Genomic DNA, 14,148 nt, shown 5'->3' with positions numbered 1-14,148 from the left:
ATGCGCCATCGTCATCACCAGAACCTGTGGGCGCAGCTGCGCTTAGCATGGATGCTTGCCAAGCGCGACCTGCAAAATCGCTACGCCAGCTCGTACGCGGGCGTCGCCTGGAATATCGGCGTGCCCCTGCTGTATTCGGGAATCAACGTCCTCGTGTTTTCGATCCTGATGTCGGGGAAAATGGGGAAAGCATATGGCGACATTCCCTTCGCCATGTTTTATTTCGTGCCGCTGTCGCTGTGGACGCTCTTTGCCGACGTCGTTGGACGCGCACCGACAATCCTGCGCGAATATTCCTACCTGATCAACAAGATTGCATTCCCGGCCTGGGTACTTCCTTTGGTACCGCTTGCTTCGGCACTACTGAGCCAGGCGATCATTCTCCTGCTGACCATCGGACTGGCCGTTCACCTAGGCGTGACGATCGCATCGAGCGCCTGGCTGTACATCGTGATCTGGGCCGTCGCAGTCATCATTACGCTTGGAATCGCCTACGCCGTCGCAAGTTTGTCCGTGTATGTGCCGGACATGGCCCAGGCAGTTCCTGTCGGCATTACCATCCTGTTCTGGCTGACCCCGATCCTGTATCCCGCGACCCTTGTGCAGGAAAAAGGGGCGCTCTGGATGCGCAACATCATCATGGATTTCAATCCCTTCTACTACGTGGTGGACATGTCCCGCCATGCGGTCTTTGGCAGTGCGCCCGTGGAGGCGCAAAGCCTGGCGGGCGTGACGCTCGTGGCGCTGCTTATCCTGGCAGCCGGGGTCGCGCTGTTCCGCAAACTGCAGCCCGGATTCGCGGACGTCATCTGAAAATCGAACGCTCCATGAGTAATTTAGATAAACAATTCGCCATTCGCCTAGACAATGTCAGCAAGGTGTATCACACCTACGAATCGCCGAGGCACCGCCTGCTCGAGCTCGTTTCGGGCGGACGCAAGCAATATGCGCGTGAAACGCGCGCCCTAAACCAGGTCTCGTTTTCCATGGAGCCGGGCGCGCGCCTGGGTATTGTCGGCGAAAACGGCAGCGGCAAAAGCACGTTGCTGAAAGTGCTTGCCGGCGTCCTGACACCCTCCTCGGGTAAGGTCGCCGTCAACGGCCGCGTGTCGGCGCTGCTCGAACTGGGCGCGGGCTTCAATCCGGAAATCGCCGGCCGCGAGAACATTCGCCAGTTCTGTATGCTGCACGGCATGGAGAAGGAAGAAGTCGAGATGGCGCTGCCAGAAATCATCCAGTTCAGCGAACTGCGCGACGCAATCGACCATCCCGTCAAAACCTACAGCAGCGGGATGGCCGTCCGGCTCGGCTTTGCCTGCGCCGTCTACGTTCAGCCCGACATCCTGATCGTTGACGAAGCCTTGAGTGTGGGCGACGCCTATTTCCAGAACAAGTGCCTGCACAAGATTAAGTCCATGCTCGACCAGGGGACCTCGTTCATTTATGTGACCCATGCCGCCGACGCGATCCGTTCACTGTGCAACGAAGGCCTGTGGCTGGAGAATGGAAAGGTGCGCGTTGCCGGCTCGGCCAGCCAAGTTGGCGCAGCCTACCAGAGCCACATATTCGGGCGCATGGTCAGGGGCGGCCTGACGTCCCCCGATGTGACGGCCCCGGCCGCAACGAACCAGGCCGAGGACGGCACAGCCGCGACCACCGGCAGCATCGACCGCCCCATGCTCGACGAAGCACGCCGGCTGGCTTTTGCCGAGCGCGTAGCACCATTGCGCAGCGGCAGCGGTGAAATCCTCATCGAGGACATCAATGTCATCGATCATCGCGGCACTGATACCGACTCGGTCGATCTCGACGAGCAGCTCAAGATCCGCGTACTGTACCGGGTACATTCGGCGCCGCCGCCGAAAGCGGTATTGAACGTATCCATCACGGACAATTCCGGCCGCCAGATCCTGCACCTGAATCCGATGTTCGCGGGCCTGTACGCCTCCGACGCCACGCCGAACGTGCTGCAGATGATCGAATTCACCTTCAAGAATCCGCTTTGCCCGGGTGAATACGGTGTCACCGCAGGCATCGCCACGCTGTACAACAATCCGCAGAATCATGGCCAGACGCTGGTCGACCAGGTGGTCGATTTTTGCCCGGGCGCCTGCCGCTTCGCTGTCCGCTTCCCCGACTATCCGGTCGAGCGCGATCTATGGGGCATCGTTCACGTCGACTACGAAGCATTTGCGTACTCGATCGACTGAGCTTGTCCGTTCGCGCATCCATCATCCGACTTCGTTCTGTACATCATGATGACCTACCTGATCGCCCTTATTTGCGTACTTGGCATTTCCGCCGGACAAATTCTGTTCAAGCTGAGCGCAAACGCCCTGCATCGCAGCGGAAGCTTCTTCGATCCGCGTACCGCCATGATCCTGTTCGCGGCCTTGGCCCTGTACGGCATCACGACGATCGGCTGGGTCTGGGTCTTGCAGAAAGCAGAGCTGGGCCGCGTCTATCCCTTGATGGCGCTGGCCTTCATCCTGGTTCCACTGGCCAGTTATTTCATCTTTGGCGAGCGCTTCCAGCCTCAGTATTTTTTCGGTGTAACGCTTATTTTTGTCGGCATCGTGCTTGCCGTCCGGGCTTGATTACATGGAATTGTTTCAATCCAGGCCGAACAAACCGGCCCTGTTCATTGCGTGCGCAGCCAGCATCCTGATCGCAGTACTTGCAGCAGGCGGGCCGTTTTTCGACATTACACGCAGCGCCACATCGCGGCCGGTCACCCTGGCCTACTCTCCGGGAGGGGGGCACATCATCACCTCCGTGGGAACACTCGACAAGGACGCGCATGCCTTCAAAACGACAAACACACCGGGCGCACTCGTGTACGGGCCTTACATCACCCTGCCCCCCGGCCACTATATCGTGTCATGGACGGGCACGGCAGGCGTCGGGGCCAAACCGAAGTTCGAAATATTCTCGACTAAACATGGAACGGTCGCTTCCGGCACCGCACCCGTCGCGGCCTCGGTCGTATCGGGTCTCTTGCAGCGCGTCGAATTCGACACGGCGATGCCCCTGAACGAGGTCGAGCTGCGCGTCGTGGTCAATCGTGACGACGAGCTGTCGATCGACGGCGTCACCCTGCAAATCCAGGCGGCTAAAGGGGCTGGTCATGAATAATCCAATCCTGGCGCCAGCCTCGCGCGACCGCGAACTGCACTTGGTATTCGTGTTCCTGTGTTTTGTACTCCTGTACTTCACTTGGTTCCCGGGTGTCTTCACCCAGGATGAGCTGGACATTTTCAACCAGTCCATGGGTGCCCCCCGCCATGACGGGCATTCCCCCTTGATGGTGCGTTTCTGGAGCTTGACCGGCCGTATCTTCCCCGGACCGGCGCTCCCTTATTCCATCGGCCTGGCTGCCGTCCTGTACTTCAGCCTCTGCCTGTTCAAGAAAATATCGCTGACGCGCGCCGGAAGTGCCATCGCCTTGTTCGTACTGATTGCGCTGCCTCCGGTCTTCGTGACCCTGGGCCTGGTCACCAAGGACCTGTTCTTCGTTGCCGCAATGCTGGCTGTATTCGTCGCGTTGGCGAACCACGTTGGTCAGGCCAAGCGCAAGACCCTGCTAGTGACCGCATTGGCAATGCAGCTGGCCGTCCTGATCCGGGTTGATGCCATATTCGCCCTCTTTCCTTTGCTCGTGTATCTATCCTGGCGCGAGTTGACCGCCGTGCGGCGCGCTTCATTCGCCATCAACGCCGCAGCACTTGTGGCCGGGGCGATGCTCGTCCTGTGTTTCATGGGCATATCCCGCTTTGCCAACACCTACGTGTTCAAAGTCTCGCCGTATCACGCTGAGCAGGTCACCATGCTGTTCGACCTGAGCGCCATGTCTGTCGATACCGATATGATGTTGCTGCCTGCGTCCAGGCTCGGCGGCGGTTATCCCTTGCCTGTCCTGCGTGCGCGTTTCAACCCGGCCATCGCCGACGGGCTGATCTGGAGTACTGATGCGAATCATCTGGTCTATCATCCTGGTGCCAACCATGCCGAACTCGCAGCAGCTTGGCTTGGCGGGATCCGCAACTATCCGCTGTCGTATCTGAAATTCCGCGCGGAATACATGGCGAAATTCATCGGGCTGCGCAACGACGCCCCTCGCCTGCGCGGCCATTTTTTTGCCGACGAGTCGATGGTGGGCGACGGCAGCCTGGGCTGGCGCAAGACCCATTCGCCCTTGCAACAGTTTTACTACCAGCTATCTGAAACGGACATCGGAAAATATTTGTTCATGCCGTGGCTGTGGCTCGTAACGGGCCTTCTCGTCCTGTTTGGCTTTGCTGCAGGCTGGCTGCGCGCCCATGGCACGCGCGTGGAACGCATCGTGCCCCAACTGCTTGTCATCAGCGCGCTCTCCTATACCTTCCTGATGTCGGCCATTTCGACCGCCGCCATGGGCCGCTACCACGCCTGGCCCCGAATGGCCATCGGGCTCGCACTGCTTGCCGCCTTGTCCCAGCTGGTTCCCGCATTCAAGGCAAGGCTCATGCACGCGCGCCAGGCCCGTCGCCAGCGGTAGCAACACCGCTCACTCAAGTGCATATCGCAACGGGTTTCGGATCTCATCACGCTGGCACTCCTGTTGGCGCGAAGGCAACAGCGACATCACAGGCTGATCGAACCACTTTATAATGGTAAGCTTATTCACGTCAGCAAAATTTATGTCGACTAACAACAGCAACACGCAACCTGATCCCGCAGTTGTCAACTCGTTGTGGGTGGTGATTCCGGCTTATAACGAAGGTCCGGTTATTCAGCACGTGATTGCGGAGGTACGTCGCTTTTATGACCATGTAGCACTGGTCGACGACGGATCGTCCGACGACACTGCGAACTGCGCCAGGACGGCCGGGGCGGTGGTCGTTCGCCACCCGATCAATCTGGGCCAGGGTGCGGCTTTGCAGACCGGCATTGAATTTGCCTTGCGCCAGGGTGCGAAATTCATCGTGACTTTCGACGCCGACGGCCAGCACGAAATACGGGATGTCCTGCCCATGGTTCACCTTCTGCAGAAGGAAAAACTGGATGTGGTGCTGGGAAGCCGGTTTATCGGTAAGGTATCCGGCATGACCTTTGGCCGGCGCATGCTGCTCGGCGCAGCGATCCTGTTTACCCGTCTGACCACCGGCCTGCAATTGACCGATGCGCATAATGGTTTGCGCGTCTTTTCCGGTGCTGGTGCACGCAAAATCCGTCTTTTTCATAACCGGATGGCGCATGCCTCCGAAATCCTGGAACAAATCGCCCAGCGTAAGCTGGCTTTTCGCGAATTCGGCAATACCGTGCGTTACACGGACTATTCGCGCGCAAAAGGACAAAAGGCGTCGAACGCTATTAACATCGTTATCGATCTCGTACTGCAAAGGCTCAGCAAATGATCGCTCAATTCCTGTTCACGTTGGCGCTGGGAGGCGCCTGGTTGTATGTCCACGGGCAAACCCGACTCTCGGGGGCGGTCAGGCTGGCACTGTACGGGGTGATCTTTGCGGGGATGTTCTTCGTCTGGCTCCCTGACGAGTCCACGCATATTGCCAACATCCTTGGCATCGGCCGCGGTGCCGACATGATTTACTACATTTGGATGATCATTTCGCTCGCTGTAGTAATCAATATCCACTTGAAACTGCGCCAAAACCTGAACTTGGTGACGGAGCTCGCGCGCAGCATCGCCATTGCGGACGCAAGCCGCGAGCTCGCCAAGTCGGACAAGGAATAATTGTCGCCGCAGGGCGCCGGAGACGGGCCCTTAGCGACTTTCATGACGCGTCGGCGCTAGCGGCCAAACCAGCAATGCCCCAGCCGACCGTAGTGCTTCGAATCGTCCAGCCTGCTTTTCATTGAAGCGGCAGGCCGGATCGGCAAACCACCGGCATGCCGCTTGCGGCCTGACGGTGCTTCGGCTTTTATTCCAGCCGGAGCGACTTGAATGCAACTCCCAGCGCCCTGCCATCGTTGTCATTGGGCTGGTGTGCGTCCGGCAAATCGATCTCGATGACATTTTCTCCGCTGCGCAGCATGCCTGGCTTCAAGGGGAACGTCACTAGTCCTTCGCTGGTGATTTGGCGCGTGCCGAGCTCGTTCCCATTCAGCCGCCAGCCCGTGCGCTGCGTACCGTGCGGCATCAGGCTCAGCACAAGGCGCGTTGGTGCGTGCGCCACCGTATCGGAATCCAGCCTGAAGACAAGCCTGGCGCGCTTGCCGTCGTTCCACCGATACGCCTCCTCCGGCCCTGACCACTTGTCAAAGCCGATGGCGGCATCTTTATGAGCATATTCCTGGCCGAGTTGCATGGCCGAGAGTCTCGCACGCTCCTTGACCGTCAAATCGGTGCTTTTGAGGATGTAGTAATCCCGGTAATCCGCACTGACGTTTGGATGCGTCATGAGATAAAAGACAAAAAGATAAAACACGACCAGAGAAATGATCGCGCTCCTGATCATGATGGTCATGTGAGCAGTCCCTTACCCGAAAACCAGGAAAAATAGCTGAAAGTCAGTCCAAGCGTCGATGTGGCGATGAACATGATCCACATGATTCGCCTGGTAAGCAGAAGAGCGACCGCGAGCAGGATCGGCGCCTGCCACCAAATATAGCGGGGCATCGACCAGATGGCGGTCGAAAGAGGTATCAGGGTGCAGCCGAGGGTAAAGAGCGCCAGCTCGATATTCCGCTTCCAGGCAAAATACACCGGAACGAGCAAGGCCAGCGCCGACATGACGGCAAAGTACTTCTCTACCGGGCTGCTCTTGAAAGCAGCATACAAGTACACAAACGGATTGCCAGGTGATCGTCCCCAAGCCCGTTGGATGTGCGAAAACGCGAGTGCGTCGCCAGTGTGGTAGTACAGGAAGGTCATGAAGAGCACCAACCCGAGCGGGATCAGCAGCAGGCCAAGCAGCGCACGCTCATATTCCCTTGCGCCGCGTGGCCGCTCGCGCCAGAGCGTATAAAGATAGGAGGCGATAGTGACGACACCGACGACGCGCGACGCCGTCAGGAACGCACCGGCCACACCGGCGGCAAGCACATTCCCGTGCTTGAGCAAATAGAAAAATACGCAGGTGAGCAGCAGGAACAGCGGCTCGGTATAGCCTACATTCCCGTAGATGGAATACGGATTGAATGCGATGACACTAGCCGGAATGAGCGGGTCAAGTCCTGGACGATACGCTTTCGCAAACTTCAGGAAAGCAAAAATCGACAGCAGGAAAAACACTTTGGAGGTGATGACGAGCGAGGTCCCCGGGGTCGAACCGAGCAGGAATCCAAGGGCGCGCGCGACCATGGGCAATACCGGGAAAAACGCCCAATTGGCCGCGTCGCCTTTTTCGTGGCCATGCGGCTCGAGATCATAGCCCCACTCCACAATCCCCTTGTACCATCCGCAATCCCAGTTGCACTGGTAGTCGTAACCGAGGCGAAACAGGTTAATGGCCAGGACTTCGAAAATCTGATTGGCGATGAAGAACGCGGCTGCAATGAGTATTAACGATTCGTTTCTGCTGACCCAGCCGATGCTGTGAATCCTGCCAATCATACCGGTTTTTCCATGAAGAAAGTTAATCGAACTATCAAGTCGTCTGCCTGCTCGTCCGTATCGGTCCGCTGCAGTGCAGCAGGCAAACCGATGGCGTCCGTGCGTCTGATTGGCTGAAACGCAACCTGAGCGGGAGGATGATCGAGACTTGGCCGTCGCAAGCGGCACTGCAGCCCCTTGAGAATGTCTTCTTCACGCCGCAAGCCTAATGGGCGACCTTGACGGTGATCCCGGGGACTATGAACGGAGGTCGGAGTGGCGGGATGGGGCCCGAATCCGAGCTGCGTGCAGCACGACTTCCGGTAAACAAACAGGCGGTCGCCAGCCGACACCAACCATCCAGACGAATTTCGAACGCGCTGCGATTATGCCGCAATTCTTACCCTTGGCACAACTAATCCCAATGCGGCTATGCCCGCTGGTATCTGCGGCTGTCGTTTTTGCATTGGCACAATTGTGCAAGGCAGTCCGACTAATAATCCGCGCTGCCTACCACGGAAGCGGCAGCGGATGGCCGTTCGTGTTGCTCGATCTACACTATAATGCGCCGTCTTTCGCTGGATTCGAACTATCCTCGCACCGCAGCCGGCATCGCCGCGATACGCGTCAGCAACGGTTCGCTCCGTCCTCGCCGAAAGATCGTCATGTTGAAAACAATCCGGGCTGAGGGTGTGGACGCACCCTGGGAATAACTCAATGAGGTTTACGAATGCATGTTGCAATTGAAGTACGGTCAGCGCGCCAATTTTTGCCAGTCTTCCTCCCTTCCGACGACGGGACAGCTGACCGGATGCGTGGCATGCGCATGGACCGGATGGGAGGTGCGGCATGACGACGGCTACCACACGCGTGACCAAGGCCGTGTTCCCGGTTGCAGGGCTGGGAACGCGTTTCTTACCGGCCACCAAAGCCTCACCGAAAGAGATGCTTGCTGTTGTCGACAAGCCCCTGATCCAGTACGCGGTTGAAGAAGCCTATGCGGCGGGCATTCGCGAAATGATCTTCGTGACCGGCCGTAACAAGCGCGCTATCGAGGACCATTTCGACACCGCCTACGAACTCGAAGCCGAACTGGCCGCCGCCGGGAAGAACGCCCTGATCGCGGCGGTCGAGGCGATCAAACCGGAAGACATGCAATGCGTCTACGTGCGCCAGCCGAAGGCGCTGGGCCTGGGCCACGCGGTCCTATGCGCCGAACACCTGGTGCGCGGGGAACCGTTCGCGGTACTGCTGGCGGACGACCTCATGATCGGCGAGGTGCCGGTGATGAAGCAAATGGTGGACCTGTTCGCGCGGCGCCAGTGCAGCATCCTTGCTGTTCAGGACGTTCCGCGCGAGCATACCGGGCGCTACGGCATCGTGCGCGGCGAGCGCATTGCCGCCGACCTCGTCACTGTCGAGGGACTGGTCGAAAAACCGGACCCGCGCGATGCGCCAGGAACGCTGGCGGTCGCGGGCCGCTACATTTTGACCTCGTCCGTATTCGACCGCATCCGCGGCCAGGCACGTGGTGCCGGCGGCGAAATCCAGCTCACCGACGGCATTGCAGCGCTGCTCGAATCCGAGCAGGTCCTCGCCTATTGCTATCAGGGGCGACGCTACGATTGCGGCAGCAAACTTGGCCTGCTCCAGGCGAGCGTCGACCTCGGCACAACGCACTCCGAACTCGGCGCCGAATTCTCGGCCTGGCTGAGCCAGCGCAAGACGGCCGCAACCTGATATTCCTGCCGCCATGGCGCCCTGCCATGGCGGACATTCATCGCAGGCAATCCCTCCGTCCGTACAGCCGCGCACAGCCAGCCAGCCGAGCGTGCTAAGCCGCCTCTATCGCCTTACCGGGCGGACGACTCATTCGCATCAGGCTCAACTCAGCCGGAGCCCCCCACATGCAGCGCCCAACTTCGAGGATTCCGGAAGAACCTGTCTGCGCTCCCTTCGCGCTGGCGCGGGCGTGCTTCGCCCGTTATCAAAGGCTGGCTCGACGAAACGGGCGACCTCATTGAGCAGGCACAGTGCACGCCTCACTAGTCGGAAGCGATTCCCACCGTTTCCACAAGCTGTGCGCCAGCGCGTCTGGCGTGAAGTGTGACAGGACGCTGTATGCGTTCAGCTAGGGGCGCAGAGCGACTGTGTTCCACTCTCCGCCATCGGCCACCTACGCTCAGGCACCGGATGGGCGATACCGGCGGAGCCAGACATCTGTTCGTCAGCGGCCGGGCAGTGGGAGGGTTCGTACGCGTTCAGGAAATACAAGGGTCGGCGTTTGGTTTCATTGAACATGCGACCGATGTATTCGCCCAGCACTCCGATGAAAGCTAGCTGGGCACCGCCCAGGAAGGTGATCACGACCATCATGGACGGATAACCCGCCACGTGGTCCCCGTGTAACAGTGTCTTGTAGACGACATACATGCCGTAGAAGAAGGACACCAGGGAGGTAAAAATGCCAAGGTAAGTTGCCAATTTCAGCGGTGCGATCGTGAACGAAGTGAACCCTTCGATCGCGAAATTCCACAACTTCCAGTAGTTGAATTTGGTCTTGCCAGCGAAGCGAGGATCGCGACGGTACGGAATGGCAGTCTGCGGAAAGCCGATAAATGCAAACAAACCCTTCATGAAGCGGTGCTGCTCACGCAGCGTATTGAGGGCCAGCACGGCACGGCGGCTGAGCAGGCGGTAATCGCCCGTATCCTTCGGAATTTTAACCCGGCTCACGCGCTGAATCAGGCGATAGAACAGATAAGATGTGGTCTTCTTGATGCCCGACTCGCCATCCCGCACGGTGCGCTGCGCATACACCATATCGAAACCGGCCTTCCACTTCTCTACCATGGCCGGGATCAGTTCCGGCGGATCCTGCAGGTCGGCGTCGATGACGACCACGGCATCGCCTCGCGCCAGGTCGAAACCTGCCGTCATAGCCGCTTCCTTGCCAAAATTGCGGCTCAGGTCGACTACCGTCACCCCGGGCCAAGTGTCGCGCAGTCCCCGGATCACCTCCAGGGTGTTATCGGTGCTGCCATCGTTGACATAGATGATTTCGCTAGGCATACCTAGCGGCGCAAGAACACTGGCCAGGCGCCGGTGGAACTCTGGCAGGACCTCGTGCTCGTTATAGGCGGGCACGATGACCGACAGAAGCGGCACTTGTGACGTTGTGGGAGCGGGAAGTTGATCCATTTTGTCTTTCGTTGAATGCTCAGATTTTACTCAATATATGGTTGAGAAGGAATACGATAGTAGTCGCAATCAGTTGCGCCGCCAAGTAGTGAGGCGTAGCAAGTCAATGCCTGCAGCGGCGATTGGGTGTTCCACTCTACGTGACGCCGCGCGCTGTCATATGCTGCAGTTTTGTGAGCTACCCCAAGAGACATCGGCAGCGTCCGGCTGACTTCCGGCACGGCTGGGATACAATGGGCCCGCCGATGCATGAACTGGAAATGTGTGAAACTCGCGCTCGTCTATTCCCTCCTTGCAGCCATTGCGACACTCGCCAATATCGGCGCCCAGGACGTCGTGATCCGGCTGTATAACGGCATCGGCGCCGTCACCCTGTCGATGATCGTCGGCACCGGCGTCGGGCTCATCATCAAGTACGACCTCGACAAACGCTACATTTTCCGCTTTCGTGCGCGCGATGCCGCCCACGACGGCAAGACCTTCTTCCTCTACACCGTGATGGGATTGGCGACAACGGCCATTTTCTGGGGTTTTGAACTGGGATTCGACTACCTCTTTGCGACCAAGCAGATGCGCCACCTGGGCGGCGTACTCGGCCTGGGAATCGGCTACCTCGTCAAATACAATCTCGACAAGCACTACGTCTTCCGCATGCATACTGCATGAACTTCGCGCACGTAGTCAGCGCCACAGACAGGAACAGCAATGGATAACAACAAGCGAATCGTTATCATCGGCGCCACTTCGTCCATCGCCGAGCACTGCGCACGGCTGTGGGTGCAGGAAGGTGCGGTCGATCTGGTCCTCGTGGCACGCGACCGGATCCGGGCTGAACGCGTCGCCGCCGACCTGCGGGTACGCGGTCCGCAGGCACGGGTGGAGGTGGTCACCTCCGGCTTCCTTGACGCGGCCGAGATCGAGAACACGTCAGGCGCGGTCTGGGCCGGCGGCGTCGACCTGGTGCTGGTGGCGCACGGCATGCTGCCGGACCAGGCCGGGTGCGAGCAGGACCTGAACGCATGCCGTGCAGCGCTCGATGTAAACGCGATTTCGCCGGTCCTGTTCGCCGAAGCATTTGCTCGCCGCATGGACATGCAAGATCGCGGCACCGTCGCCGTGATCGGTTCGGTCGCGGGCGACCGCGGCCGCAAATCGAACTACGTCTACGGTGCCGCCAAGGGCCTGATCGATCGCTACCTGCAGGGACTGCGCCACCGTTTTGCCGGTAGCGGCGTGAAGATCGCCGTGATCAAGCCGGGCCCGACCGACACGCCGATGACGGCGCACCTGAAAGGGAGTGCCAAGCTCGCATCGGTGGAGGCCGTTGCCCGCGATATCGTGGATGCGCTCGCGCGCGGCAAGGAGGTCATCTACGTTCCGGGAAAATGGCGCATGATTATGCTGGTCATCCGCCACCTGCCCGGCTTCGTGTTCAACAAAATGAACATTTGACCGCCGTGCATTGAAACAGCGAATCGCCCTGCAGACAGATGGAGCGATGAATTACTTCAACAGCAAATGGCCTACTGAAAATTTATTGTCGCCACTCGTCGCCGTCACGCGAATCTTGCTTGCGCCGACAATCTGCTTGTCCAGCGTCAGCTGGTATCTTGCCATGCCGGGCTCGGGCTCCGGTCCGACACTGGCCACTTCCTGCCACCCGGAACTGGTCAGGGCCTCGATCCGGTATACATCGTTGTGATCGGCAGAGAGATCGATGTGCTCGAACGATTGCGGGCCGGCCAGCGGTATTTCGAGGATGTGCGTGAACTGCACATTTCCCGGCGCATCCCAGGCGCCGCCATCGACCGGCCTGGACAGGCGCGCAGCGCTCGCGGTCACCTTGCCCGAGGAAGGGTAAACCACGTTGCGGCGATACATGTCCCAATCCGGACGCGGCACCTTTCCGAGGTTGAAACGCAGGATCTGCCGCAAGCGCTCCGGCTCATTCAGAGGTCCGCGGGTAATGGTCCTGATCACTTCGTAATAATTACGTGTGGCTGCGTCCAGCAGTAGGTTCTTGCCGGTAGCAACGCTATCCTGGTAGTTGGTCGGGAGCTGGCGGATGAAATGACCAATGCGCCAGCCGGGATCCTCTCGTGCTGGCAGCCGTGCCAGCAAGGGATCGGCCAATGCGCAGTTGTCGATGTAGTGCACGCTTGGGCCATTGCGAATCCCCGCATAACCCAGGCCGCCACAGGTCACTTCGGCCTTGCGTTCTCCGATGACCCAGCTGGGTGGATCGAAGGTGCCGCGCGCTGCCGTCAGCAGGCCGAAACGCTGGAAATAATATCCCCGCTCGTCAGCGATACCATTGGGACGGATGACCTCGTCGTCGTAGTTCGCATCGCTCAGCAAGGTTCCTTTTATGCCGACCAGGCCGATGACGAGGACACCCGTCCAGAGAGCCCGTGCCTGCCCCCGCTGCAGCGTGGAGCGGCTGACGATGATCGCGGCAGCCAACAACGGCGCGGTGAAAAAGCGCCCTTCCATGAAGTCGCCGCCAATGCTCAGGATGTAGCCGATATACAGCCATATACCGATCGCAATACTCCTGCTCAGGGGCGTGGCGAACATGCCGATCACGCCCCCGGCGACGACGAAGCCGACGGTGACAGGATCGCGGCCGATACTGTGCAGTACGTAGCGCGCCCCCTGCAACAAACGCTCGCCCAAGGCGATTCCGGTGCCCAGCTTGGCGTAGGCGGTGTTTGGAAACGGAAAACCATAGTAATACGTAGAGAACAGTGTCCACCCGACCACCGGGAGCGCGCCGAGGGCGACGGCGCGCAGGAGCAGCGCGATGTTTTTTTTGCCGCCACGCAGGGCAACGAGCACGGCGACAGGAAACATCAGCGCCAGCAGATCGGGCCGGTTCAGGTAAATCAATGAACACGACAGGAAAAACAGGACGAGGTCCCGGAAGGCTCCTCGTTCGATCGCCTGGATGGCCAGCAATATCGAGACAAGGATGAGCAAATGCGACAGGGGGTTTTCAAGGCCGGACGTGGCGAAGTCGACATAGGCCTTCGACAGCACCAGCACGGTGCCGGCAATCAGCGCGCCGCTTGCGTTGGTCGCTACCTTCGTCAGCAACAACCAGAAGGCGAACAGCGACACGCAGATCGACAGCAGGAAGGTTGCAGCGAACACGTTCGACACAAGCAGCGACACGCCCGATATGAGGAAGAACCACAACGGATGCGTGTAGGCCTGTACCCGCTCGTCCACATTGAAGACCGGCCCGTATCCGTTCAGGAAATTCAGCACCGTCCTGAGAGTGATGGCCGCGTCATCACTGATCCATGCCGTGCGCATGACTTCCAACAAGAATATGGATGCCAACAACAGGGCAGCCGGGCACTGGTTTCGCTCGATGTGCATTTCCCCCCCTGGTTTCCATATCAGCTTGA

Annotated in this window: 14 protein-coding genes; 10 read left to right on the top strand and 4 right to left on the bottom strand. The window is 59.2% G+C overall.

Features of this window, described 5'->3' with window-relative positions:
- From ACSUZJ_RS04920 to ACSUZJ_RS04890, 7 genes are all read left to right on the top strand, one after another.
- A complete protein-coding gene (locus ACSUZJ_RS04920; protein WP_499413839.1) occupies positions 1-813 on the top strand; it encodes an ABC transporter permease in 813 nt (270 codons plus the stop codon).
- 14 nt (positions 814-827) lie between these two features.
- Positions 828-2,210: an ABC transporter ATP-binding protein gene (locus tag ACSUZJ_RS04915; RefSeq protein ID WP_499413837.1), complete on the top strand. Its 1,383-nt coding sequence runs from the start codon at positions 828-830 to the stop codon at positions 2,208-2,210.
- A 45-nt stretch (positions 2,211-2,255) separates the two neighbouring features.
- Complete coding sequence (locus ACSUZJ_RS04910) at positions 2,256-2,597, top strand: EamA family transporter (protein ID WP_499413835.1); 342 nt, start codon at positions 2,256-2,258, stop codon at positions 2,595-2,597.
- 4 nt (positions 2,598-2,601) lie between these two features.
- Positions 2,602-3,135 (top strand): hypothetical protein, encoded by a 534-nt coding sequence (locus ACSUZJ_RS04905; RefSeq protein WP_499413833.1) that lies wholly within the window; start codon positions 2,602-2,604, stop codon positions 3,133-3,135.
- Positions 3,128-4,537: a hypothetical protein gene (locus tag ACSUZJ_RS04900; protein ID WP_499413831.1), complete on the top strand. Its 1,410-nt coding sequence runs from the start codon at positions 3,128-3,130 to the stop codon at positions 4,535-4,537. Before ACSUZJ_RS04905 ends, ACSUZJ_RS04900 begins: the two co-directional genes overlap by 8 nt.
- A gap of 142 nt (positions 4,538-4,679) precedes the next feature.
- Positions 4,680-5,396: a glycosyltransferase family 2 protein gene (locus ACSUZJ_RS04895; RefSeq protein WP_499413829.1), complete on the top strand. Its 717-nt coding sequence runs from the start codon at positions 4,680-4,682 to the stop codon at positions 5,394-5,396.
- The gene (locus tag ACSUZJ_RS04890; protein WP_499413827.1) at positions 5,393-5,734 is read left to right on the top strand and encodes a DUF2304 family protein; all 342 of its coding nucleotides are present in this window, start codon (positions 5,393-5,395) and stop codon (positions 5,732-5,734) included. Before ACSUZJ_RS04895 ends, ACSUZJ_RS04890 begins: the two co-directional genes overlap by 4 nt.
- Before the next feature lie 187 nt (positions 5,735-5,921).
- Here ACSUZJ_RS04890 and ACSUZJ_RS04885 read toward each other — a convergent pair whose 3' ends face one another.
- Both ACSUZJ_RS04885 and ACSUZJ_RS04880 read right to left on the bottom strand, forming a co-directional pair.
- Positions 5,922-6,467, bottom strand: a complete 546-nt coding sequence (locus ACSUZJ_RS04885; RefSeq protein ID WP_499413825.1) for a hypothetical protein — start codon at positions 6,465-6,467, stop codon at positions 5,922-5,924.
- A complete protein-coding gene (locus ACSUZJ_RS04880; protein WP_499413823.1) occupies positions 6,464-7,555 on the bottom strand; it encodes a hypothetical protein in 1,092 nt (363 codons plus the stop codon). The genes ACSUZJ_RS04885 and ACSUZJ_RS04880 overlap by 4 nt, the downstream gene beginning before the upstream one ends.
- Positions 7,556-8,383: 828 nt before the next feature.
- Here ACSUZJ_RS04880 and galU point away from each other — a divergent pair.
- Complete coding sequence (galU, locus tag ACSUZJ_RS04875; RefSeq protein ID WP_499413821.1) at positions 8,384-9,274, top strand: UTP--glucose-1-phosphate uridylyltransferase GalU; 891 nt, start codon at positions 8,384-8,386, stop codon at positions 9,272-9,274.
- Between the two features lie 387 nt (positions 9,275-9,661).
- Here galU and ACSUZJ_RS04870 read toward each other — a convergent pair whose 3' ends face one another.
- Positions 9,662-10,735 carry a glycosyltransferase family 2 protein gene (locus ACSUZJ_RS04870; protein ID WP_499413819.1) on the bottom strand — a complete coding sequence of 358 codons (1,074 nt, stop codon included), beginning with the start codon at positions 10,733-10,735 and terminating at the stop codon, positions 9,662-9,664.
- 264 nt (positions 10,736-10,999) lie between these two features.
- Here ACSUZJ_RS04870 and ACSUZJ_RS04865 point away from each other — a divergent pair, with 264 nt between their 5' ends.
- Positions 11,000-11,401, top strand: coding sequence for a GtrA family protein (locus ACSUZJ_RS04865; protein WP_499413817.1), 402 nt, complete (start codon positions 11,000-11,002; stop codon positions 11,399-11,401).
- A 39-nt stretch (positions 11,402-11,440) separates the two neighbouring features.
- Entirely contained in the window at positions 11,441-12,187 is a 747-nt protein-coding gene (locus tag ACSUZJ_RS04860; RefSeq protein WP_499413815.1) for an SDR family NAD(P)-dependent oxidoreductase, read from the top strand.
- Positions 12,188-12,238: 51 nt separating this feature from the next.
- On the opposite strand, the gene ACSUZJ_RS04855 is transcribed toward ACSUZJ_RS04860, so the two are convergent.
- Positions 12,239-14,119, bottom strand: a complete 1,881-nt coding sequence (locus ACSUZJ_RS04855) for a hypothetical protein (protein ID WP_499413813.1) — start codon at positions 14,117-14,119, stop codon at positions 12,239-12,241.
- Positions 14,120-14,148: the final 29 nt, after the last annotated feature.

The sequence above is a fragment of the Telluria sp. B2 genome, assembly GCF_051789535.1.
Taxonomy (GTDB): domain Bacteria; phylum Pseudomonadota; class Gammaproteobacteria; order Burkholderiales; family Burkholderiaceae_D; genus Telluria.
Note: the sequence above shows the minus strand (reverse complement) of the source record. Positions and strands in the feature narration are given on the sequence as shown.